The sequence below is a fragment of the Enterococcus sp. LJL120 genome (assembly GCF_054871765.1).
In genome coordinates this window covers 13241-35922 of sequence record NZ_JBTXLV010000008.1, presented here as the reverse complement: position 1 = coordinate 35922, position 22682 = coordinate 13241, and the positions used below count along the sequence as shown (strand labels likewise).

The following is a 22682-nucleotide window of genomic DNA, read 5'->3' as shown; positions in this document are numbered from 1 at the left end:
ATACAAAATAGAAACTCACCATTTTGGCAGGAGTAAATGGGCATAAAAGTCCTGTTAAAATAACACTAGTTATAATAAGTTCTTAGGTTTTTATTTTCAGAAAGAGTATGATATATTTCCATTTGTGACTTTATCGAGGAAAAGTGAAAGAAGGAATAATTTTGAGTTCAGAACTTAATTTAGATATTCATGGAAAATCGTATCGCAGAGGCATAATTCTTGCCTTGATTTTATTTGCGACGTTTTCTGGGGTATTGATGCAAACATCTTTGGGAACGGCGTTGCCGACTTTGATGCAGGATTTTGATATTAACTTGAGCACAGCTCAACAGGCAACGACTTGGTTTTTACTTGCAAATGGGATGATGGTGCCACTATCGGCTTATTTAGCAACTAAAATGTCAACCAAGTGGCTGCATTTTATTTCCTATGGAATTTTGATGGCAGGCTTAATTTTAACCGCCGTGACGCCAGCTGAAAAAAATATGTGGGTGATGTTTATTGCCGGTCGGGTATTGGCGGCAATCGCTGTCGGTATCATGCTGCCGTTGATGCAAATTGTGATTTTAAATATGTTTAAAAAATCAGAACGTTCTGTTGCGATGGGCTTAAGTGGTTTAGTCGTCGGAATGGCACCAGCTATTGGACCGACTTTATCCGGTTGGATTTTAGACCGAGATCATACAATTCTCGGCTTAACGATTTCTAGTTCTTGGCGGACAATTTTTGTTGTACCGCTGATTGTTATTGTGATTGCTTTTATTTTGACGCCCTTTGTGATGAAGGATATTATTCCCAATAAAAAAATCAAATTGGATATTTTGTCTTTAATTTTATCTGTCGTCGGTTTTGGTTTATTTTTATGGGGCTTTACCAATGTTGCTGGCGATGGCTGGACTGATTTCACTAATGTGTTATTGCCAATTGGCGTTGGTTTATTGGTGATTATTATTTTTGGTCTGCGTCAATTAAAATTAGACGAACCGTTTTTAAATATTCGCGTCTTTAAAAATCGCGATTTTACGATTCCTTCAATTGCGATTATTTTAGTAACGATGGCGATGTTCGGCGTGGAAATGATGCTGCCGACTTATTTGCAAAACGTTCATGGCGATTCGACATTATCATCTGGGTTAACTCTCTTGCCAGGGGCTTTGATGATGGGAATTATGTCACCGATTGCCGGTGTTTTATATAATCGTGTGGGCATCCGTTCGTTAGCGCTTGTCGGGTTTTCAGTTCTGTTATTAGGGACAGTGCCTTTTGTATTTATTACTGAAACAACGCCAACGGCATTAATTGTGGTGCTGTATGCCATTCGCATGTTCGGGATTGCATTAACGATGATGCCACTGACCACCAGTGCCATGTCGGCGATTCCATTAGATGAAGTGACCCACGGGACAGCGGCGAATAATACCGTTCGCCAAATTTCTTCTTCAGTTGTGGTGGCCTTACTAACTTCTGTGACACAAAATATTATCAACACCAATACACCGGCTGCTAGTTTGCAAACGGAAAATCCTTTAGCTTATGGCAGTAAAATTATTGCCGCTTCAATGGACGGTTTCCGGGCATCCTTTGCTATCGGTCTGAGTTTTGCAGTGGCAGGGGTGCTCTTTGCACTCTTCCTGCACAATAAACCAGGTAAAATCACCAAGGAGGCAAATTAATATGATTTTAGTTTTATTAGTGGTCTTTACCTTAATGGTCTTTGGCAGCTGGCTCTTGATTAAAGGTCAGACGATGAGGCGGATTGCCGGGACTGTCAGTAGTTTGTTGCTAGTGGCAACGATTGTCTTGGTTGCCTTGCATCTTTATAATCATTTGGGGATGGAAAAAGTAACCACTACAACCGAAAATGAAATCTACACGGCCGGTGATACAGCTTCACCCGCCAATCTTTTGATTGTTTCTGAAATCGGCACAGCTTCTGACAATTATGCGATGGTTTATCGCGATAGCGCTGACGCTGAGGCAAGTGAAACGCATTTTGTTCCCGATGAGTCAGATATCGTGAACGCTGTTAAACTGACAGCTAGTTATCAAACAGCGGATACTACTGAAGCGGTCGCTGAAACCAAAACAACCAAATGGGATTTTAGCTCTAATTTTTACAAGACTTTATTCAGCTTTGAAAATCAAGCAGATGAAATTATTGCTGAAAAAGTAACCGTAACGGTGCCAGAAAAAACTTGGGTTGTCTTAACCAGTGACCAGGCGCAACAATTGCAAGACAGCCAAAGTTCCTTAACACCTGAGGAACAATCAGCAGCGCAAGCTAATCTGCAGGCAGCCGTTCAGACTGCTGTCAGCAATTATCTGCTGGAAAATCCGTCTGCAAGCCAAGAGGATATTCAAAATTTTACAACAGAAACAACTGCTGAAGTGGCTGTTCAAGCAATCAAAGCACAGCTAGCAAACGCATAATCTCAAAAACTTTAAGGAATAAGCGGCCCTTATTTCTTAAAGTTTTTTTGCTGCGATTAATTTAAGCCGACTTGTTAAAAGATTGTAACGGTTTAGACATGCAGAAACTGAAATTTTTTTGTATACTTAGGGTTCTAAAAAAACAATTAACAGAAGGTAAGTAGCATGTTGACCTCTATAAAAAATTTCTTAAAAAACTTTACTACGACGACCCCCTTTATTTTAAGCAATACCTTAATTATTGTGCCTTACTTGCTTTTTCTACAATTAAGTGACGGCACTACTTGGCAAAGTGTGTTGCCCTTTGTTTTATTTTATACATTTCGCTTCACGGGGCTCTTTTTAATTCGTGGTCTCAATACTCAGCTTGAAAGCTTTACTTTGTTAATGGCCGCCCTTTTAGTAGGCGGCCTCGGCAGCGTCAGTGGTTTTTTGGGGATGATTTTTCCTGGAGCCTATCCGTTAGCGGCAATTTTATTAGGCTTAAGTGCAAGTTGGCTCACACCGGCCAATATCACGGTCAATTTTCAAGAAGCGCAACAGAGCTTTCACAATATGACTGCTAAAAAATATCCCTTTGCTTTACTTGGCCTGCTGGGATTATTTTGGCTGATCAACCAAGATTTCCCCGCTTCAGTTACAGTGAGCCTAGTCTTAGCTTTATATGGGCTGTTTTTCGTAGCCGCCTATCATACGGTGCGGCATTATCCGCATTTTGAAATAAATTTTGCCAGTACCTCAAAAAACTTTATCGCTTATCGTGAGCTGATAATGTTCGCTATTTTCTTTTTGCTGTTGCTTTTATTACGCAGCGGCCGCCTCTTGTTTGACAGTGGGGAGATTGATACGGCTTTAATTGGCTTTATTCTGGTTTTCACCATTGCCATTTGGGTATTGAGTCGCAAAAAAACAAGTTTACAATTGCCTCTTTGGCTAAACTGGTTAAATTTTGTTAATGGTATGATTGGCAATTTTTTGTTTCTCTTTATTTCTTTATACATCAGTGGTACCAAAGGGATTGGGGCGGTTGCCAGTCAAGTTTATCTTCCTTATGTGTTAGGAATGGTAGCAGCGATGGTCTTAGGGCCACTTTATTTGCAGCGCTTGACGAAAGTGGCTCCGGTTAGTAAACTGATTTTTGGCTTAGGCCTCAGTTTTTTGCTGATTATCTGGCCGGCTACTTTTCTGCTGGGTTTTGCGCTGCTAAGCTTTTTTAAAAGTACCACCAGCGCATGGCTGAATCAGCAGTATTATCAAAAAATCAGCACTCCTGTTGGCAGTGGTGTATTGGCAAAGTTTTCATTGCAAAATAAAGGTAGCTTGACGGCGCAATTTATTATAATGGGTGTATTAGCCATTTTAGTTTTTGGGTTTCACGGAGATAATCGCCTTTTTTTAAGAATTTTGTCGAGTCAGGGAGTGTCGAGTAGTGGTCAGCAAATTTTAAATGAGTGCCTGCTAGTTTTAGTCGGTCTGCTATTTGTTTGCTTGACAGCAGCTTGGGTTTTGTGGCGCAAAAATCCTTTACCAAAAACTAAAACTTAGGCAGAAAGATAGACTTTGCGCAAGTTTCGCTGTAAAGTAAAGTCACTTGATAAAATGATGGAGGAAAGACTATGTATGATGTAATCGTAATTGGTGCAGGTCCTGCTGGCATGACAGCAGCTTTATACGCATCTCGTTCAAATTTATCTGTTTTAATGATTGAACGGGGAGCTCCTGGTGGCCAAATGAATAACACCGCTGAGGTAGAAAATTACCCTGGTTTTGAAACGATTATGGGACCTGAACTGGCTTATAAAATGTTTGAAGGTGTCACAAAATTTGGGACCGAAAATGCATACGGGATTGTCACAGATATTATCGATCACGGGACGCACAAAGAAGTCGTCTGCGAAGATAAATCTTATGAAGGAAAAACTGTTGTTTTAGCAACCGGCTGTGTCCATCGTAAATTAGGTGTCAAAGGCGAAGAAGAATTCTCAGGTCGGGGAGTTTCTTATTGTGCCGTTTGTGATGGCGCCTTTTTCCGCAATAAAAAAATATTAGTTGTCGGTGGCGGCGACTCAGCAGTTGAAGAAGCGATTTACTTAACTCGCTTTGCTTCAGAAGTTGTGATTGTTCACCGCAGAGACGAATTGCGGGCCCAAAAAATTATCCAAGATCGGGCATTTGCCAATGAAAAAATTTCTTTCTTATGGGATTCTGTCTTAGAAGAAATCACCGGCAATGAAATGTCAGTGACCGGCGCTAAGGTGCGCAATGTTAAAACCGATGAAGTGTCAGAAGTCGAAGCAGGCGGTGTCTTTATCTATGTTGGCTTGGATCCGCTAAGCGAACCCTTTAAAAAGGCTGGCTTAACCAATGCAGCCGGCTGGGTGGAAACAGACAATGATATGCGGACTTCAATGCCCGGCGTTTTTGCAGTAGGAGATTTGCGGGAAAAAACATTACGCCAAATTACTACGGCTGTCGGCGAAGGCGGAATCGCCGGCCAACAAGTCTATCTTTATTTAGAAGAAAATAATTTAACCGAAGCACCGACTGTTTAGACGGTGTCCAAGTTTAAAAAAGTGTGCCAAAAGTGATTCGGCAGCTGTTTATCTAAGTTTTATGAGTGAGCTAATTTGTGATTTTAGTTAGCAAGATATCATTTTATTTTTGGATTCAGCTGCCTTAGCGCTTGCGGCCACTTTTTTTGTTTTTTTTTCAAGATTCGCTTGAGACTTTTACCAGTCTGCCTTTTATAAAAAAACTAAGAATGATATACTAATAAAGTACAAATTTCAAAAAAGAGGTGGCTAATTATGTCTTGGGAACAAGTCTATGAGTTATGGAATAACGAAGAAAATCTAGATGAAGCCTTAAAAGCACAATTACAAATTTTAAAACAAAATCCTGAAGAGCTGGAAGATGCCTTCTACACGCAATTGGAATTCGGCACAGCCGGCATGCGGGGAATTTTAGGACCAGGCATCAATCGGATGAATATCTACACAATCCGTCAAGCAACAGAAGGTCTGGCCCGCTTTATGGACCAGCAGGATCCTGAGACCAAACGTCGCGGTGTGGCGATTGCTTATGATTCCCGACATATGTCACCAGAATTTGCGATGGAAGCAGCCAAAACTTTGGCAAAACATAATATTCCGGCCTTTGTTTTCGAAAGCCTGCGGCCGACACCAGAGCTTTCCTTTGCGGTCCGCTATTTAAAAGCCTTCACTGGGATTATGATTACGGCTTCCCACAATCCAGCTGAATATAATGGCTATAAAGTTTACGGAGAAGACGGCGGGCAAATGCCGCCAGCGGATGCGGATGCCTTAACTAAATTTGTTCGTTCAGTTGAAAATCCTCTAAAAGTCGAAGTTCTATCCGAGGAAGAAATTGAACACAGCGGCTTAATCAATATCATCGGCGAAGAAATTGATAGCGAGTATTTAAAAAATGTCAAATCAGTGACCATTAACCAAGCCTTGATTGATCAGATGGGCAAGGACTTAAAACTGGTTTATACGCCATTACACGGCACTGGAAAAATGTTAGGGGAACGGGCTTTAAAACAAGCCGGTTTTGAACAATTCGTCTTGGTGCCGGAACAAGCGATTCCTGATCCTGATTTTACCACGGTGAAATCTCCTAACCCAGAGGAACATTCAGCCTTTGAATATGCGATTCGCTTAGGAGAAAAAGAAGGCGCTGATTTATTAATCGCCACAGATCCAGATGCCGATCGCTTAGGGGCAGCTGTACGTTTGCCGGATGGCACGTATCAAGTGCTGACAGGCAATCAATTAGGTGCCTTGATGATTCAATATATTTTAACCGCCCATCAAACAGCTGGAACCTTACCAGCCAATGCTACCGTGTTAAAATCAATTGTTTCCAGCGAATTGTCAACTGCGATTGCTAAAAAGTTTAACACCGATATGGTCAGTGTTCTGACTGGCTTCAAATTTATTGCTGAAAAAATTCAACAGTATGAAGAAGATCATTCTAAAACCTTTATGTTTGGCTTTGAAGAAAGCTATGGCTATTTAGTGAAGCCTTTTGTGAGGGATAAAGATGCCATCCAAGCGTTAGTTTTATTGGCTGAGGTGGCGGCTTATTATAAACAACAGGATAAAACTTTGTATGATGGTCTGCAGGATATTTTTGCAGAATTTGGCTATTATACTGAAAAAACAATTTCTGTGACAATGAGCGGCATCGAAGGCGCTGGCAAAATTGCGGCCTTAATGAAAAAATTCCGGGAAGAAGCCCCATCTGAATTTGCCGGTGAAGCTGTCGTGCAAACGGAAGACTTCAAACTTTTGACCCGTGTTGGCTTAGACGGCCATTTGGAAAAATTAACAACCCCGCCATCTGATGTCTTGAAATACCAACTGGCAGATGAAAGCTGGATTGCGATTCGACCATCGGGAACGGAACCGAAAATTAAGTTTTATATTGCAGTTAAAGCTGAAAGCCAAGAAGCAGCGAATCAAAAGGTCGGTGATTATGAAAACAGCATCAATGCAATTGTCAACGAGTAAACTGGCAGGGGGAATTCGATGGAAGCGCAGGAAATAAAGGCTGTCAGTCAAATTTTTAAAGTTTTGAGTGACCCAAACCGCTTAAAAATTCTACTGCTTTTAAAAGACGGTGAAAAAAATGTTTCTACCCTGATTGAAAACTTAGGGATGGAGCAATCGGCTGTCAGTCATCAATTAAAGCTTTTGCGGGAGAATAAAATTGTCAAATCCCGCAAAGAGGGTAAAATCGTCTTTTATAGTTTGGATGACAATCATATTTTGGATATCTTGGAGCAAACCTTCCAACACGTTGAACATCGTTAGTGTTTAATGATAAAAAGATTAAAATAAAGCTAGAACTTTTGGGGAATCTACCAGAAAGTTCTAGTTTTTTTGGTTGTTTTTCGTTATACTAGGGACATTATTAAAATAAAATGAAACGGGTTTAATCTTTATATTATTTTTTGGAGGGCGTCATGGAAGAAGATAAGCTAAAAATTGGTTTGCTGGGGCTCGGAGTTGTTGGCTCTGGAGTGCCGATGATTTTAAAGGAACACGCAGAAAAAATTGCTCAGGTTACCGGAATGGATATCTCTGTTAAAACTGCTTTGGTGCGGGATGAGAATGAAAAAGCCCGCCAAGCGGAAAAATTTGATATTGAATTAACAACGGATATTGATGATATTTTAAACGATGCCGAAATTCAAGTTGTCGTTGAGTTGATGGGAAAAGTCGAGCCGGCTAAAACCTACATTGAAGAAGCTTTGAAACGGGGCAAACATGTGGTCACCGCCAATAAAGATTTATTGGCGCAGCATGGCGGGAAACTTGTCAAATTGGCTCAAGAAAATCATTGTGATTTATATTATGAGGCGAGTGTTGCCGGTGGAATTCCGATTTTACGGACGATTGCCAATAGTTTAGCCGCTGACAATATCAATAAAATTTTAGGGATTGTCAACGGGACCACGAACTACATGCTGACCAAAATGGTTTCTGAAGGCTTGAGTTATGAGACTGCTTTGGCGCAGGCTCAAGCGCTAGGCTTTGCGGAATCTGATCCCACTAATGATGTCGATGGAATTGATGCAGCTTATAAGATGATTATTTTGAGTCAATTTGGTTTTGGGATGAATATCAATTTGGATATGGTCACCATTAAAGGGATTCGTGGTTTGCCGATTGAAGACGTTAAGATGGCCGCCCGCTTAGGTTATGAAATCAAATTAATCGGTTCGGCAGAAAAACAACGTGATTCAATTTATACTGAAGTCGGTCCGATGTTAGTCAAACGAGAGCATCCATTGGCAGCCGTGCGGGATGAATTTAATGCAGTCTTTATCGACAGCTCCGGTGTAGGAGAATCCATGTATTACGGACCCGGTGCTGGAGCCAAGCCGACAGCCACCAGTGTTGTCAGCGATATTATTACTATTGCCAAAAATTTACGCTTAGGCACCACTGGACATATGTTTAATTCTTATAAACATAAAACAAAAATTACACCAGATAATCAAGTGATGGCTAAATATTATCTTTCATTAGAAGCGGCTGACCAAGAAGGACAATTTTTGAAATTGGCCCAAATTATGACAGACGCAAATGTTGGTTTTGATCAATTAGTCCAAAATCAAGAAAAAAATGAATCCCAGACAGCGCGAATTGTCGTGATTACCCATACTGTTTCAAAGGAACAGATGGCCGAAGTGATTAAAAATATTAAAGCAACAAGTGGCTTCAAACTATTAAATGTAATGAAAGTATTGGGGGATTAAACATGTACGAAGGCTTATTAAAACAATATAAAGAATATTTACCAATTACCGACAAAACGCCAAAGCTAGGTTTGGCAGAAGGCAACACACCGTTAATTCCTTTATATAATTTATCAAAGGAATTAGGCATTGAATTATATGGAAAATATGAAGGCTTAAATCCTACTGGTTCCTTTAAAGATCGCGGCATGGTGATGGCGGTTGCCAAAGCTGTCGAAGAAGGCGCCAAGGCAATTGTCTGCGCATCAACTGGCAATACTAGCGCTTCAGCTGCGGCCTACGCAACACGGGCGGGCGTGAAAGCCTACGTGGTGATTCCTGATGGCAAAATTGCGATGGGAAAATTAGCCCAAGCGATTATGTATGGGGCAGATATTATTTCAATTCCGGGAAATTTTGATGAAGCTTTAAAAGCAGTGCGGGACATCGCTAAAACAGAAGCTGTTGCTCTAGTGAACTCAGTGAACCCTTATCGTTTAGAAGGGCAAAAAACCGCCTCTTTTGAAGTCTGCGAGCAATTAGGCAAAGCACCGGATGTTTTAGCAATTCCAGTGGGCAATGCCGGCAATATTTCCGCTTATTGGAAAGGCTTTAAAGAATGGCATGATGTGAAAGGAACTTTATTGCCAAGAATGCATGGCTTTGAAGCCGAGGGAGCTGCTGCGATTGTGCGGGGCGAAGTGATTGAACAACCAGAAACGATTGCGACAGCGATTCGGATTGGCAATCCTGCTTCTTGGAAATTAGCTGAAGCCGCCCGGGATGAATCCAAAGGCTACATTGATTCGGTGACCGATGCAGAAATTTTGAATGCCTATAAAAAAATTGCCGCTCAAGATGGCGTCTTTGTTGAACCCGGCTCAGCCGCATCGTTGGCCGGTGTTATTCAACACGTTAAAGCTGGCAAAATTAAACCAGGAGAAACAGTTGTCACAGTTTTCACTGGCAATGGATTGAAGGATCCTGATACAGCTATTAATGAAAGTGATGTGCAAATTTCTAAAATGAGTGACCTTGAAGCCATGCGTTTACATCTGCGTGAAGGAGTGGCAAAATTATGAAAATAAGAGTGCCTGCGACTAGTGCCAACTTAGGACCGGGATTTGACTCTTGTGGTATTGCTTTGTCTCAGTATTTGTATATTGAAGTCATCAAGGACAGCGATCAGTGGGTCATTAATCACAATCTCGGAGAAGATATTCCTAAAGATGAAAGCAATTTATTATTGCAGACTGCTTTAAAAATAGCACCAAAACTGACGCCTAAGGTTTTGAAAATGACCTCGGATATTCCTTTAGCCCGTGGTTTAGGCAGTTCGTCATCTGTTGTGGTGGCAGGCATTGAGCTGGCCAATCGGTTAGGCAATTTAAATTTGTCTTTACGGGACCGTGTGCAAATTGCCACAGAAATTGAAGGCCATCCCGATAATGTCGCGCCCGCGATTTGCGGTGATTTTGTCGTCGCTAGTTATGTCGACGGCGATGTCCGTTATGTCAAGCACCATTTTCCTGAGTGCGATGTGATTGCTTACATCCCTAATGAAGAATTACTGACAACGAAAAGCCGCAGTGTGTTGCCAGAGACGATTCCTTTTCGGGAGGCGGTGGAGGCCAGTGCCTTAGCCAATGTTTTGATTGCGGCTATTTTAAATGGCAATTTACCATTGGCCGGAAAAATGATGGAAAAAGACAAGTGGCATGAAAAATATCGCCGCAGTCTCGTTCCTCATCTGGATCAAATTCGAACAATTGGTCATGAGGAAGGCGTCTATGGTGTCTATCTTAGCGGCGCCGGGCCAACAGTTTTGATTTTAACACCAGCTGACGTTACCGACAGCATGGTCGCCCGCCTAAAAGAATATAATCATCAGGCTCGGGTGGATCTGTTGAGTGTCGATCAAGAAGGGGTCCAGTTTTTTTAGAGAAAACTGAGTTTAAACTTATAAACAGTAGTAACAAAATAAAAACATCCTAAACTTCTAGTTTTGAAGCGCCTTGTAAAAGTAAGATTCTTAATCTAACTTTTACGGGGCGCTTCATTTAAAAGAGTTTTAAGATGTTTTTTTGATTTCAGAAATAAAATTTTTAATTATTCAATCGTTGTAAAATAACTATGATCAACTAAATCCAAGGCATCGAAAATCATCGAAGCTGTTTCTTCAATTGATAAAGAGGCAACGTTGATTACGACACAGCCAAGTTTTTCATAAAGGTCATTGGCGAAGGTCAATTCTTCTTTGATTTTATCAATGTCCGAGTAGGCAGTGTCAGGATTCATACCGTAAGCCCGCATCCGTTCTTTGCGGATATTGTTTAAAATTTCCGGGTCATTGGTCAGACCGACGATTTTTTTCGGGTCCACTTCAAAAATTTGTTTTGGAATATGAGCCTGAGGAATTAAAGGTAAATTGGCAACTTTAAAATTTTTGTTGGCCAGAAAAAGACTTAAAGGCGTTTTTGATGTGCGGGAAACCCCTAATAAGACGATGTCGGCTTCTAAAAAGCCGCGGGGGTCTTTACCGTCATCGTATTTCACAGCGAATTCCATCGCTTTAATTCTTTGGAAATAATTTTCGTTTAAATGATGTAAAGCACCCGGTTCCAGTGTTGGATCAATCCCAGTTCTGCGGGAGATTTCCCGCACTGGCGGATTCAATAAGTCCATATTAAACAAATCATTTTCATGGCAATATTGATCGGTTAATTTCGCCAAATCTTTATTGATGAGAGTATGGAGAATCAAGGCGTCTTCCAGCTTGGCGTCCGCTAGAGCTTTCTTTAACGTATCTTCATCGTTGACAAAGGTGCGTCGGAAAATACAAAATTCCACACTTGGAAACTGAGCCATCGTCGCCTGAGCTAATTTTGACGCTGTTTCACCAGCGGAATCGGAAATCACAAAAATGGTGACAATTTGTTTTTCTTCACTCATTTTAAAAAACCTCACTTGCTTATTTTTGTAAATTATTATACCATAAAAAAGAATTTAAAAATCGTAATGTTTCTGATTTACAAAAAGCTAGTTGAAACGTTAAAAAAAGAGGTGTGTCAGTTGGCCAAACAATCTGTCATTGAAGAAGCTCTGCAAACATTAAAGGAAAATGGGTTTAAATATACTAAAAAGCGGGCGACGATTATTGAGTTTTTAGCCAAAAAAAATCGCTATGTCTCGGCCCGAGAAGTGCATGAATTTATGAATCTGGAATTTCCTGGTGTCAGTTATGATACAGTTTATCGTAATCTGCATGATTTCAGTGACTTTGAAATTTTAGAGGAAACCGATTTAAACGGTGAAATGAAGTTCCGCATTCATTGTGGACATGGCGCTCACGAGCATCATCATCATTTTATTTGTACGGTCTGCGGTAAAACCAAAGAAATTCACATGTGCCCAATGGATTTTTTTGAAGGACAGTTACAAGGCTGTTCGATTGAAGGCCATCGCTTTGAAATTTTAGGTCGTTGTGAAGATTGTCAAAAATAACAAAGAAAAATCGGGAGTTTTCAGATTTTTTTCTAGAACAGCTTGACGATGATTTTTCCTTTCGATATAATGACATATGGACAGTGTTGTTTTTTGATGTATAGTCAATTGGCGAAACGGTTACTTTTAATGCTCGGAGGGAGGGGAATTATAATGTCAAAAACAGTCGTTCGTAAAAACGAATCTCTTGATGATGCTCTTCGTCGCTTTAAACGTTCCGTGTCAAAAGCGGGTACTTTGCAAGAATCTCGCAAGCGTGAATTCTACGAAAAACCAAGCGTGAAGCGTAAGAAAAAATCTGAAGCAGCTAGAAAACGTAAAAAATTCTAGTACTTTTGAGGAGCTGATAGCGTGTCACTACTGAATACGCTGAATGATGACATGAAAACGGCGATGAAGGCGAAAGACAAGGAGTCCTTAACTGTAATTCGCATGTTAAAAGCATCTATTCAAAATGAACAAATCAAAGTTGGCCATGAATTAAATGACGAAGAAGAATTGACTGTTTTAGCTCGTGAGATGAAACAGCGCCGGGATTCTTTGGCAGAATTTGAAAAGGCTAATCGCGATGACTTAGTCACAAAAGTTCAAGGTGAAATTGCTGTCGTGGAAAAATACATGCCGACTCAACTGTCGGAAGCAGAAATCCGCGAGATTGTTCAAGGAGCGATTGCCAAAACCGGAGCCACTTCTAAAAGTGAATTTGGTAAAGTGATGGGGGCTGTGATGCCTGCTGTCAAAGGCAAAGCTGACGGCAATCAAGTCAATGCCATCGTAAAAGAGCTTTTAGCTGATTAATATTTTGAAAATTGAACTGTAGTTGGTTTTCCCATGGGAAATCGGCTACAGTTTTTTGTTTGTAAAAAAACAAAAAACTAATTTTCTGACCGGAACAATTTACTTCCTGTGACGGTCGCTTTACATAATGTGCCTAATTTTTCCTTTTACTGATAGTATGGTAAAATACAATGAATGAAATACTGAAGGAGTGCGCAGCTTTTGCCAGATAACGAAACAACCTCAATTGAAATAAAATTGACGGAAACAGATGACGCCAGTGCTTTACTCGGCGCCCATGATAAACATATTAAATTTTTAGAAGATAACACCCACACAGAAATCCGTTCTCGGGGTGAAATTATTCAAGTCATTGGAGACGCCGAAGAAGCAGAATTGGTGGTCTCTGTTATCAAAATGCTACAGGCTTTAATTGCCCGCGGGATTAAAATTAATACGCCGGATGTGGTGACCGCTTTAAAAATGGCCCGCAACGGTAATTTGGAATACTTAACGGATATGTACAGCGAAGAAATTGTCAAAGATCGCAACGGCAAAGCCATTCGCATCAAAAATCTTGGCCAAAAACGTTATCTTGAAGCGGTGAAGCATCATGATGTTGTCTTCGGCATTGGACCAGCCGGCACAGGGAAAACTTTCTTGGCTGTTGTGATGGCGATTGCTGCCTTGAAAAAAGGCGAAGTGCAACGGATTATCTTGACTCGTCCGGCAGTCGAAGCTGGTGAAAATCTCGGCTTCTTGCCGGGAGATTTAAAGGAAAAAGTTGATCCTTATTTACGGCCGGTCTACGATGCTCTCTATCAAATTTTTGGTACGGATCACACGAATCGCTTAATGGAGCGGGGCGTGATTGAAATTGCGCCGTTAGCCTATATGCGGGGACGGACTTTAGATGATGCCTTTGTTATTTTAGATGAAGCGCAAAATACCACCATCGCCCAAATGAAAATGTTTTTGACCCGTTTAGGTTTTAATTCAAAAATGATTATTAACGGCGATACATCGCAAGTCGATTTACCCCGCGGCGTGACTAGTGGCTTAATGCATGCAGAACGCACTTTACGGAATATCAAAAAAATTGATTTTATTAATTTTGATTCCAGTGATGTAGTCCGCCACCCAGTTGTAGCGGAAATTATTGATGCCTATGAAAAGGATTCTTTACGGAGCGACACTTAATTTTGAATTGGGAGGAAAGAAATGCTCAGTAAATGGCTCACACAGTTTAGAGATGTTTTAGGGAAGTTCTTTTTCCCTGTAATTTTTGGTGTTTTTGGCTTAGCGGTCTTTGGGATTATTTTTTCCAGCGTGCAACAACAATCTGTCGATTACCAAGAAGGACAAGTGGCTGAGGAAAATATTCGGGCTAATAAGACAGTTGAAAACACAACGGCCACCAATCAGCGAAAGCAATTAGCCGCTGAAGCGGTGACACCGGAATACACTTATCAAGAAGACTTGGTGACTGAACAAGTCGACACCGTCACTCAATTATTCACTTTAATTACTCAGACGAACACCGAAATTGACCAGCAGTATCAAAAAGAAAAAGCTGCAGCGGCTGAAGGGGAAACCATCCCACAGCCAACGATTGACGAACGGGTGGCAGCTTTAAAAACTAAATTTGAGTCAGCTACAGATGATCAGCTGACTTTTTATCAAGATTTGCCTTCTCGTTTTTATGAAAGTATTTTTGCGATGACCAGCGATGAAATTTTGACGGTTCGTGACCAAGCGGTTGAAAGTATCGAAGGAGCCATGAACTCACGAATTCGTGATGATGATGTGGATACCACTAGAGAAGAAGCTATCAGCCAGTTAACTTATCTGGATATCACCACTAGCCAGCAGCAAGCCATCACTTATTTAATCAATGAAGGCATAGTCGCCAATGAATTTTTAAATGAGCGACGGACTGAACAACTGCAGGCAGAAGCCGAAGCGGCGGTTCAGCCGGTAATCATTTATCAAGGGGAAATTATTGTTCGTGAAGGCAATCAAATTGATGCCGAAGCGATTGAAAAACTTGATTTATTAGGGATGACTAGCTCTTCAACTTCGATTTTCCCAATCATTGCCTTAGCGATGGGGATTTTATTGCAGATTATTGTGCTGGTTTATTTTAGCCGCCAGCTGGCAGAGCCCATCAAAACGAACTTTATTATTTTCTATTCCTTTACGATGCTGATGAGCGTCTTGATGATTAAATTATTCCAGCTGTTTGATACGGGGGATTTAACTTATATTCCGCTGTTTTTCCCAGCGAGTTTTACACCGTTGTTGATGAGCTTCTTCTTTAATCGACGGGCGGGAATTATCAGCGCCATTTTTCAAGTGATTTTTACTCTTCTGATTTATTATGATTCGGCTGGCACCAATAGTTTAACAATTGTTTTACTGTTTTATGCTTTCAGCGGTCTCTTGGGTACCGTTGTTAAACGGACCCGAGTTTCTGAACAAGGACTGCCTGCAACTATCTGGCTAATCGTTTTTCCAATGCTTTTAATGTTGACTCTAGTTGTCTATCAAGGGATGAGTTTCACAGAAGGTGCAACTTGGATGACGCTATCCTGTGCTTTTTTCAGTTGTGCTTTGGCTTATCTATTGTCGGTTGGTCTGCATCCTTATATCGAACAATTATTTACGGATGATAGCGCAATTGTCTTAAATGAATTGAGCAATCCGAATCATCCGTTGTTGAAACAATTGTTAGAAGAGGCACCGGGAACTTATCATCACAGTATGATGGTCGCGAATCTTTCGGCCAATGCCGTTGCTGAAATCGGCGGACGCAGTTTGTTGACCCGAGTAGCTTGTTATTATCATGATATCGGGAAAATTAAACATGCTAACTTTTTTGTGGAGAATTTACCAGAAGGGGCTGAAAATCCCCATAATTTCCTGTTGCCAGAAGATAGCTGCCAAATTATTTTTGGGCATGTTATTGACGGAGTTAGAATTTTAACAGAAGCTAAGATGCCGCAAATGATTATTGATATTTGCCAGCAGCATCACGGTACGACATTAATGAGTTATTTTTATATGAAGGCTGAGGAAAGAAATCCGGATGTCAAAGAAGCGGATTTCCGCTATCCTGGTCCCCGGCCCCAAACCAAAGAAGCCGGCGTGGTAAATATTGCCGACAGCTGTGAAGCAGCGGTGCGGGCGATGGATAATCCCACCAATGAAAAAATTCGTGAATTTGTTCATAATCTGATTGAAACACGTATTAGTGATGGACAACTGGACGAAAGCGGCTTAACCTTAGGCGAAATTCGCATGGTGGAACAATCTTTAATTAACGGTTTAGCCAGCACCTTCCATTCTCGGATTAAATATCCGAAGATGCGCTCGGAGGCTGAAAAGATGAAAGAAGAACAAGAAAGAAGAGCAGAGTAGATGGATATTACCTTTATCGATGAAGCAGCGGCTGTCACTCCTGAAAAAATTCAGGAGATTGATGACCTGCTGCAGTTTGCGGCTGATTTTTTAAAACTGCCGGAGAATACTGAAATGTCTGTGACATTTATGGACAATGCTGCCATTCAAATTATCAATCGGGATTACCGAGGCAAAGATGCTCCTACGGATGTCATTAGTTTTGCCCTCGAAGAAGAAGGGGCCGATGAAATTCCGGTAGTCTTTGACGATGAAGAGCTGGCTGATTTTCCCAGAATGCTTGGCGACATCATGATTTCAACTGAAAGAGCCAAAGAACAGGCTGCCGAATACGGTCACACCTACGACCGCGAGCTAGGCTTTTTGGCGGTTCATGGATTTTTGCATATCAATGGCTATGATCATATGACGCCTGAGGATGAAAAGGAAATGTTTGGTCTACAGAAAGAGATACTGGATGCCTATGGACTTAAAAGATAAGCAAGAGCTAACTAAAAAAAGCCCAGCAAAAAAAGCGGAGCAAGATAACTTAAAGGTCTTTGATCCAGCAACTAAGAATTTGCCGGCTAACGATTCTGTTGAGCCCAACATTAAAAAAAATCGACAATTTATTTCTTCGCTAGAATTTGCGCTTCAAGGAATTCGGACCGTCTATAAAGAAGAAGCGAATATGCGCAAGCATACTTTATTAGGCTCCTTAGCTATTTTAGCGGGAATTATCTTTCGCTTGAATGCCAGCGAGTGGCGCTGGCTGTTGCTGGTTATTTTTTTGGTAATTATTGTTGAAATAATTAATACCGCCTTTGAAAATGTGGTGGATATGGTTACCGATTTTCATTTTCATCCCATTGGTAAACGAATCAAAGATATGGCCGCCGGGGCAGTTTTAATTACGGCAAGCTTTGCGGTAATCATCGGGGCCTTTATTTTCCTGCCAAGAATTTGGCAGCTTTTGCAAGCGTGGTTTTTCTAAATTAATATTATCTTGAAAGGATTTAGCTATGTCTGAACATAAATCAGGTTTCATTGCGATTATCGGCCGGCCTAATGTCGGCAAATCAACCCTCTTAAATCGCATCGTCGGTCAAAAAATTGCAATCATGAGTGACAAGGCGCAAACCACCCGCAATAAAATTCAAGGGGTTTATACAACGCCAGATGTCCAATTGATTTTTATTGATACACCGGGAATTCACAAGCCGAAAAGCCGTCTCGGGGATTTTATGGTGGAGACCGCCTACAGTGCATTGCGGGAAGTCGATGCCATTTTATTTATGGTGAGTGCAGATCAAAAGCGGGGCAAAGGGGACGATATGATTATCGAACGCCTGCGCCAAACAAAAGCACCCGTCTTTTTAGTAATTAATAAGATTGATAAAATTCATCCAGATGAATTATTGGCAATTATTGATGATTATGCCAAGCAAATGGACTTCACTGAAGTGGTGCCGATTTCTGCGACTGAGGGCAATAACTTTGATAACCTGATGGCGGCCTTAATCAGCCATATGCCAGAAGGCCCTCAGTACTTTCCAGATGATCAGGTGACCGATCACCCAGAATATTTTATTGTCTCTGAATTAATTCGTGAAAAAGTTTTGTTTATGACCCGCGATGAAGTGCCTCATTCCGTAGCAGTGGTAATTGATTCCATGAAGCGAAATGAAAACGACAAGGTCCATATCCAAGCGACAATTATCGTTGAGCGGGATAGTCAAAAGGGAATTATTATCGGTAAAGGCGGCAAGATGCTGAAAAATATCGGTACGCAGGCCCGCAAAGATATTGAAAATCTTTTAGGTGACAAAGTTTTCCTAGAGCTTTGGGTGAAGGTCCAAAAAGATTGGCGGGATAAACAAACCTACCTGCAGGATTACGGTTATCGCAAGGACGAGTATTAAAATAAAGGTGAGAGTGACAGCTACTGTTGCTCTTTTTTCTTGAGGAGGTGTCAAGATGGCGATTGCGGAGTCTAAAGGCTTGATTCTTTTTGCCAGAGATTACAAGGAAAAGGATAAGCTAGTCAAAATTTTTACGGAATCAGCTGGGAAGATGATGTTTTATGTCAAAGGGGCCCATCGGCAAAACAATCCTCTGACACCGGCGATTCAACCATTTACCGAGGCAGTCTATATCGGTCAATTTAAAAGTGAAGGACTGTCTTTTCTAAACAGTGTCAAAGAAGTCCGCGCCTTTCGTAAAATTCGGGAAGATATTTTTATCAGCGCTTACGGCACCTATATTTTAAGTTTGGTGGATGCGGCGATTGATGATCGAGTGTATGATTCAAACTTGTATCGTTTTTTGGAACAGTCCTTATCGATGCTAGAGGAAGGCTATGATCCAGAAATTATCACCAATATTTTTGAAATTCAGCTGCTCCATCGCTTTGGGATTTCCCTGATTTTGGACCATTGTGTTATCTGCGGTCAAACCCAAGGGAAATTTGATTTTTCTTCGGCTTATAATGGTGTCCTCTGTGAAAAGCACTGGTACAAAGACGAGCGGCGTTATCATGCTGATCCCCGAGCGGTTCATTTTGCCCGGATGTTTTCCGCAATTGATGTCAAACAGATTGAGAATATTTCAATCAAAGCAGAGACTAAGGCGGCCATCAGGCAATTACTTGATCAGCTTTACGAAGAATATGTTGGCATTCATTTAAAGAGTAAAAAGTTTATCGACCAGATGAAAAGCTGGGAGGATCTGCTGAAAATTCCTGAGAGAAAGCCAACGGAAATGTCTTCAGAATTAGCACAAGATGCAAGTGCAGATACAATTGAAAAGGACGAGGATTCACCAGAGTCTTAAGTGCTGACTTGTTTGAAAAAAAATTTCTTTTTGCAGAAAGAAGTTTGACTTTTCTTTTGTTTCAGACTATCATATAGCTAATCGAATCATACGTTTGAGCAAGCACAGTAAAAAAAAGCGCAGTTAAAGCGAGTCTGAGGCAGTGGAAGTCAGATACCAGCAATTTTTGAAGGGGCACTTGCAAGTATACTTAAATGAAGCTGCCGGAAATTTCCGGAAGTAGGGTGGAACCGCGAACTTATTCGTCCCTATGTCGTCTTAGTGATGGCATAGGGCTTTTTTGTTTTATTTTTTAAAATCGAAGGGAGTTTGACAGATGTCAAAAAAATTAACGATTCAAGAAATGATTTTAACCTTGCAAAAATTTTGGTCAGACAACGGCTGCTTATTAATGCAGGCCTATGATACAGAAAAAGGGGCCGGAACGATGAGCCCTTATACTTTTTTAAGAGCGATTGGGCCTGAGCCGTGGAATGCAGCCTACGTGGAGCCTTCCCGCCGTCCTGCTGATGGCCGCTACGGTGAAAATCCAAACCGTTTGTATCAGCATCATCAGTTTCAAGTGGTGATGAAACCTTCACCAGAAAATATTCAAGAATTATATTTGGAAAGCTTGCAACTTTTAGGCATTAATCCGTTGGAACATGATATTCGTTTTGTTGAGGATAACTGGGAAAATCCTTCGATGGGCTGCGCTGGTCTAGGCTGGGAAGTCTGGTTAGACGGGATGGAAATTACGCAGTTTACTTATTTCCAACAAGTCGGTGGCTTGCCTTGTAAACCTGTGACCTCAGAAATAACTTATGGCTTGGAACGTTTGGCTTCTTACATCCAAGAAGTCGAAAGTGTTTATGATTTAGAATGGTCAGCGGGCGTTAAATACGGCGAAATTTTCAAACAACCGGAGTATGAGCATTCTAAATATTCCTTTGAAATCAGTGACCAAGAGTTGCTTTTAGGCAACTTCGAGCGTTTTGAAAAAGAAGCGAAGCGCTGTATCGCTGATAACCTAGTTCATCCGGCCTATGATTACATTTTGAAATGCAGCCATACATTTAATTTATTAGATGCAAGAGGCGCCGTTTCGGTTACTGAACGAGCTGGTTATCTAGCCCGCATTCGCAATCTGGCCAAAGCGGTTGCCAAAATTTTCGTAGCGGAGCGGGAAAAATTAGGCTATCCATTATTAGACCGCAAAAAAGCTGAGGCTTTATTAGCAGCAAAGGGGGACAAATAAAATGACAGATTTTTTATTAGAAGTCGGCTTAGAAGAAATGCCAGCCCATGTGGTGACGCCAAGTATCCAACAACTGCAAGCAAAAGTCACAGCATTTCTTGATGACAATCGCTTAAATTACGATTCTGTTTTAGCCTATGGCACGCCTCGCCGTTTGACGGTCAAAGTCCTCGGTCTGCCGGAAAAACAAGAAGACATCGAAGAAGAAGTCAAAGGTCCAGCCAAAAAGATTGCGCAAGATGCTGAGGGCAATTGGTTAAAAGCCGCCGAAGGATTTGTCCGCGGTCAAGGACTGACAACTGATGCTATCACTTTTAAAGAAATTAAAGGCGTGGAATACGTTCACGTCACAAAACAGCTGGCCGGCAAAACAACCAAAGAAGTCCTGAGCAACTTGGCACCGGTTATTTTGAGTTTGACTTTCCCGGTGACAATGCATTGGGCAGATTATGATTTAGCTTATATTCGCCCTATTCACTGGTTGATTGCGTTGTTAGGAGAAGAAGTGGTGCCTTTCAAGATTTTAGATATTGAAACAGGTAAAACAACTCGCGGACACCGTTTCTTGGGGGAAAATGTGACGATCAAGCACGTCGACGAATACGAAGAAAAACTTGCGGAACAATTTGTTATTGTTGATTCAACAAAACGCAAAAATTTAATTCGCCAACAAATTCAAGCCTTAGCTGAAAAAAATGATTTTGTGGTTGAGTTGGATGAAGATTTATTAGAAGAAGTCAATAATTTGGTGGAATATCCCACCGCTTTTGTCGGCAACTTCGCCGAAAAATATTTGGCCGTTCCAGAAGAAGTTCTGGTGACCTCGATGAAAGAACATCAACGTTATTTTGATGTACGGAATCAAGATAATCAGCTATTGCCGCATTTTATCTCCGTGCGTAATGGTGACAGCGTAAAAATCGACAATGTAATTCACGGCAATGAAAAAGTCTTAGTTGCCCGTTTAGAGGATGCTGAATTTTTCTACAATGAAGATAAAAAATTGACGATTGCCAGCTGTGTTGAAAAACTAAAACAAGTCACCTTCCATGAAAAAATTGGTAGCATTTATGAAAAAATGCAGCGAGTGGGATTAATCGCCCAACTTTTAGGCAAACAAGTTGGCTTATCAGCAGAAGGGTTGACTGATTTACAACGAGCTTCTGAGATTTATAAATTTGATTTAGTTACCAACATGGTGGGTGAATTTCCTGAATTGCAAGGAATCATGGGAGAAAAGTACGCCTTGTTGCAGGGAGAAAAACCTGCTGTTGCGACAGCTATTCGGGAACACTATCTGCCAATCAGCAGTGAAGGCGAGCTGCCTAAAACAGCTGTCGGAGCAGTTTTAGCTGTGGCTGACAAATTGGATAGCATCTTCAGTTTCTTTGCAGTTGGCATGATTCCAAGTGGTTCTAATGATCCGTACGCTTTACGCCGACAAGCATACGGCGTGGTGCGGATTGTCGAAGCACAGGGCTGGAGTTTTCCATTGGTTGATTTACAAGCAGCCGCTGATCAGGCGATTAACGCGGACAAGCAAAAATTTGGTCTGTCGTTAGTCGAAGGTCAAAAGGAAGCGGTCGACTTTATCAAAGGTCGTGTGCGCCAGTTCTTGTTAACAAAAGATGTGCGTCATGATGTGATTGATGCCGTTTTAGGGGCAAACCAAGCTGACTTAACCCGCTTATTCGGCTCTGCGAAAATTTTGAAGGAGCATATGCAGGATGTTGATTTCCGGCCGGCCATTGAAGCTTTAACTCGGGTCTTAAATCTTGCCAATAAAGCAGAAGCGGCCGAGTTGACCGAAGTAAGTCCAGACTTATTTGAAAATGGCGCAGAGGATGATTTATTCCAAGCCGTTCAACAAGCTAAAGAGAAATTCACAAAGCAAACGATGGCAGAAAATTATGAAACATTACGAAATTTGCGGCCACTAATTGAAACTTATTTTGATCAGACGATGGTTATGGCAGAAGATCCAGCTGTCCGCCGCAACCGATTAAATCAACTAGCGCAAATTGCTGAGATGACCTTAGCCTTAGGAAGTCTTGATAAATTAGTCGTGAAATAAATTTAAGAGGCTGTGACATTAGTCTTTTTAACAGATAAAAACCCAAACTTATTGTATTTTGTCGTTGTGGCCCAGTGGTTCCGCAAGACAGAAAGTACATTTGCTTCTGCGGTCCAGTAGGTCCGAATCGTAAATTGACAATCTTTAGTGTTTTTTTGCTA

General features: G+C 41.2%; 21 protein-coding genes. 20 read left to right on the top strand and 1 reads right to left on the bottom strand.

Annotated elements, in window-relative coordinates:
* The first annotated feature begins 161 nt into the window (after positions 1-161).
* From ACYSNU_RS13665 to thrB, 9 genes are all read left to right on the top strand, one after another.
* Positions 162-1673, top strand: coding sequence for an MDR family MFS transporter (locus ACYSNU_RS13665; protein ID WP_461737760.1), 1512 nt, complete (start codon positions 162-164; stop codon positions 1671-1673).
* A 1-nt stretch (position 1674) separates the two neighbouring features.
* Positions 1675-2430: a DUF4811 domain-containing protein gene (locus ACYSNU_RS13660; protein ID WP_461737759.1), complete on the top strand. Its 756-nt coding sequence runs from the start codon at positions 1675-1677 to the stop codon at positions 2428-2430.
* A gap of 165 nt (positions 2431-2595) precedes the next feature.
* Positions 2596-3975 (top strand): hypothetical protein, encoded by a 1380-nt coding sequence (locus ACYSNU_RS13655; protein ID WP_461737758.1) that lies wholly within the window; start codon positions 2596-2598, stop codon positions 3973-3975.
* 71 nt (positions 3976-4046) lie between these two features.
* Positions 4047-4982 (top strand): thioredoxin-disulfide reductase, encoded by a 936-nt coding sequence (gene trxB / locus ACYSNU_RS13650; RefSeq protein WP_461737757.1) that lies wholly within the window; start codon positions 4047-4049, stop codon positions 4980-4982.
* 255 nt (positions 4983-5237) lie between these two features.
* Positions 5238-6965, top strand: a complete 1728-nt coding sequence (locus ACYSNU_RS13645) for a phospho-sugar mutase (RefSeq protein WP_461737756.1) — start codon at positions 5238-5240, stop codon at positions 6963-6965.
* An 18-nt stretch (positions 6966-6983) separates the two neighbouring features.
* Positions 6984-7268 carry an ArsR/SmtB family transcription factor gene (locus ACYSNU_RS13640; RefSeq protein ID WP_461737755.1) on the top strand — a complete coding sequence of 95 codons (285 nt, stop codon included), beginning with the start codon at positions 6984-6986 and terminating at the stop codon, positions 7266-7268.
* A 152-nt stretch (positions 7269-7420) separates the two neighbouring features.
* On the top strand, positions 7421-8719 hold the full coding sequence (locus ACYSNU_RS13635) for a homoserine dehydrogenase (protein ID WP_461737754.1): 1299 nt from the start codon (positions 7421-7423) through the stop codon (positions 8717-8719).
* Positions 8720-8721: 2 nt separating this feature from the next.
* Positions 8722-9780 (top strand): threonine synthase, encoded by a 1059-nt coding sequence (thrC, locus tag ACYSNU_RS13630; RefSeq protein WP_461737753.1) that lies wholly within the window; start codon positions 8722-8724, stop codon positions 9778-9780.
* Complete coding sequence (gene thrB, locus ACYSNU_RS13625) at positions 9777-10640, top strand: homoserine kinase (protein ID WP_265459062.1); 864 nt, start codon at positions 9777-9779, stop codon at positions 10638-10640. The genes thrC and thrB overlap by 4 nt, the downstream gene beginning before the upstream one ends.
* 167 nt (positions 10641-10807) lie before the next feature.
* On the opposite strand, the gene ACYSNU_RS13620 is transcribed toward thrB, so the two are convergent.
* Complete coding sequence (locus tag ACYSNU_RS13620; RefSeq protein WP_461737752.1) at positions 10808-11650, bottom strand: pyruvate, water dikinase regulatory protein; 843 nt, start codon at positions 11648-11650, stop codon at positions 10808-10810.
* 120 nt (positions 11651-11770) lie between these two features.
* Here ACYSNU_RS13620 and ACYSNU_RS13615 point away from each other — a divergent pair, with 120 nt between their 5' ends.
* From ACYSNU_RS13615 to glyS, 11 genes are all read left to right on the top strand, one after another.
* Positions 11771-12202 carry a Fur family transcriptional regulator gene (locus ACYSNU_RS13615; RefSeq protein ID WP_461737751.1) on the top strand — a complete coding sequence of 144 codons (432 nt, stop codon included), beginning with the start codon at positions 11771-11773 and terminating at the stop codon, positions 12200-12202.
* Positions 12203-12355: 153 nt separating this feature from the next.
* The gene (gene rpsU, locus ACYSNU_RS13610) at positions 12356-12532 is read left to right on the top strand and encodes a 30S ribosomal protein S21 (protein ID WP_002356740.1); all 177 of its coding nucleotides are present in this window, start codon (positions 12356-12358) and stop codon (positions 12530-12532) included.
* 21 nt (positions 12533-12553) lie between these two features.
* Positions 12554-13000, top strand: a complete 447-nt coding sequence (locus tag ACYSNU_RS13605) for a GatB/YqeY domain-containing protein (RefSeq protein ID WP_461737750.1) — start codon at positions 12554-12556, stop codon at positions 12998-13000.
* 201 nt (positions 13001-13201) lie between these two features.
* Positions 13202-14179 carry a PhoH family protein gene (locus ACYSNU_RS13600; protein ID WP_461737749.1) on the top strand — a complete coding sequence of 326 codons (978 nt, stop codon included), beginning with the start codon at positions 13202-13204 and terminating at the stop codon, positions 14177-14179.
* Positions 14180-14200: 21 nt separating this feature from the next.
* Positions 14201-16399, top strand: a complete 2199-nt coding sequence (locus ACYSNU_RS13595) for an HD family phosphohydrolase (RefSeq protein WP_461737748.1) — start codon at positions 14201-14203, stop codon at positions 16397-16399.
* Positions 16400-16879 (top strand): rRNA maturation RNase YbeY, encoded by a 480-nt coding sequence (gene ybeY, locus ACYSNU_RS13590; RefSeq protein ID WP_461737747.1) that lies wholly within the window; start codon positions 16400-16402, stop codon positions 16877-16879.
* A gap of 79 nt (positions 16880-16958) precedes the next feature.
* Positions 16959-17372: a diacylglycerol kinase family protein gene (locus ACYSNU_RS13585; protein WP_461737934.1), complete on the top strand. Its 414-nt coding sequence runs from the start codon at positions 16959-16961 to the stop codon at positions 17370-17372.
* A gap of 28 nt (positions 17373-17400) precedes the next feature.
* A complete protein-coding gene (era, locus tag ACYSNU_RS13580; protein WP_265459069.1) occupies positions 17401-18300 on the top strand; it encodes a GTPase Era in 900 nt (299 codons plus the stop codon).
* A 55-nt stretch (positions 18301-18355) separates the two neighbouring features.
* Positions 18356-19210 carry a DNA repair protein RecO gene (recO, locus tag ACYSNU_RS13575; RefSeq protein ID WP_461737746.1) on the top strand — a complete coding sequence of 285 codons (855 nt, stop codon included), beginning with the start codon at positions 18356-18358 and terminating at the stop codon, positions 19208-19210.
* Positions 19211-19526: 316 nt separating this feature from the next.
* Complete coding sequence (gene glyQ, locus ACYSNU_RS13570) at positions 19527-20447, top strand: glycine--tRNA ligase subunit alpha (RefSeq protein ID WP_461737745.1); 921 nt, start codon at positions 19527-19529, stop codon at positions 20445-20447.
* Between the two features lies 1 nt (position 20448).
* The gene (gene glyS / locus ACYSNU_RS13565; RefSeq protein WP_461737744.1) at positions 20449-22521 is read left to right on the top strand and encodes a glycine--tRNA ligase subunit beta; all 2073 of its coding nucleotides are present in this window, start codon (positions 20449-20451) and stop codon (positions 22519-22521) included.
* Positions 22522-22682: the final 161 nt, after the last annotated feature.

What these genes read in the sequence shown, in the direction of transcription:
- ACYSNU_RS13660 (WP_461737759.1), top strand. Translation starts at nt 1,675, where the DNA reads ATGATTTTAGTTTTATTAGTGGTCTTTACCTTAATGGTCTTTGGCAGC.
- ACYSNU_RS13655 (WP_461737758.1), top strand. Translation starts at nt 2,596, where the DNA reads ATGTTGACCTCTATAAAAAATTTCTTAAAAAACTTTACTACGACGACC.
- trxB (WP_461737757.1), top strand. Translation starts at nt 4,047, where the DNA reads ATGTATGATGTAATCGTAATTGGTGCAGGTCCTGCTGGCATGACAGCA.
- ACYSNU_RS13645 (WP_461737756.1), top strand. Translation starts at nt 5,238, where the DNA reads ATGTCTTGGGAACAAGTCTATGAGTTATGGAATAACGAAGAAAATCTA.
- ACYSNU_RS13640 (WP_461737755.1), top strand. Translation starts at nt 6,984, where the DNA reads ATGGAAGCGCAGGAAATAAAGGCTGTCAGTCAAATTTTTAAAGTTTTG.
- ACYSNU_RS13635 (WP_461737754.1), top strand. Translation starts at nt 7,421, where the DNA reads ATGGAAGAAGATAAGCTAAAAATTGGTTTGCTGGGGCTCGGAGTTGTT.
- thrC (WP_461737753.1), top strand. Translation starts at nt 8,722, where the DNA reads ATGTACGAAGGCTTATTAAAACAATATAAAGAATATTTACCAATTACC.
- thrB (WP_265459062.1), top strand. Translation starts at nt 9,777, where the DNA reads ATGAAAATAAGAGTGCCTGCGACTAGTGCCAACTTAGGACCGGGATTT.
- ACYSNU_RS13620 (WP_461737752.1), bottom strand. Translation starts at nt 11,650, where the DNA reads ATGAGTGAAGAAAAACAAATTGTCACCATTTTTGTGATTTCCGATTCC.
- rpsU (WP_002356740.1), top strand. Translation starts at nt 12,356, where the DNA reads ATGTCAAAAACAGTCGTTCGTAAAAACGAATCTCTTGATGATGCTCTT.
- ACYSNU_RS13595 (WP_461737748.1), top strand. Translation starts at nt 14,201, where the DNA reads ATGCTCAGTAAATGGCTCACACAGTTTAGAGATGTTTTAGGGAAGTTC.
- ybeY (WP_461737747.1), top strand. Translation starts at nt 16,400, where the DNA reads ATGGATATTACCTTTATCGATGAAGCAGCGGCTGTCACTCCTGAAAAA.
- era (WP_265459069.1), top strand. Translation starts at nt 17,401, where the DNA reads ATGTCTGAACATAAATCAGGTTTCATTGCGATTATCGGCCGGCCTAAT.
- recO (WP_461737746.1), top strand. Translation starts at nt 18,356, where the DNA reads ATGGCGATTGCGGAGTCTAAAGGCTTGATTCTTTTTGCCAGAGATTAC.
- glyQ (WP_461737745.1), top strand. Translation starts at nt 19,527, where the DNA reads ATGTCAAAAAAATTAACGATTCAAGAAATGATTTTAACCTTGCAAAAA.
- glyS (WP_461737744.1), top strand. Translation starts at nt 20,449, where the DNA reads ATGACAGATTTTTTATTAGAAGTCGGCTTAGAAGAAATGCCAGCCCAT.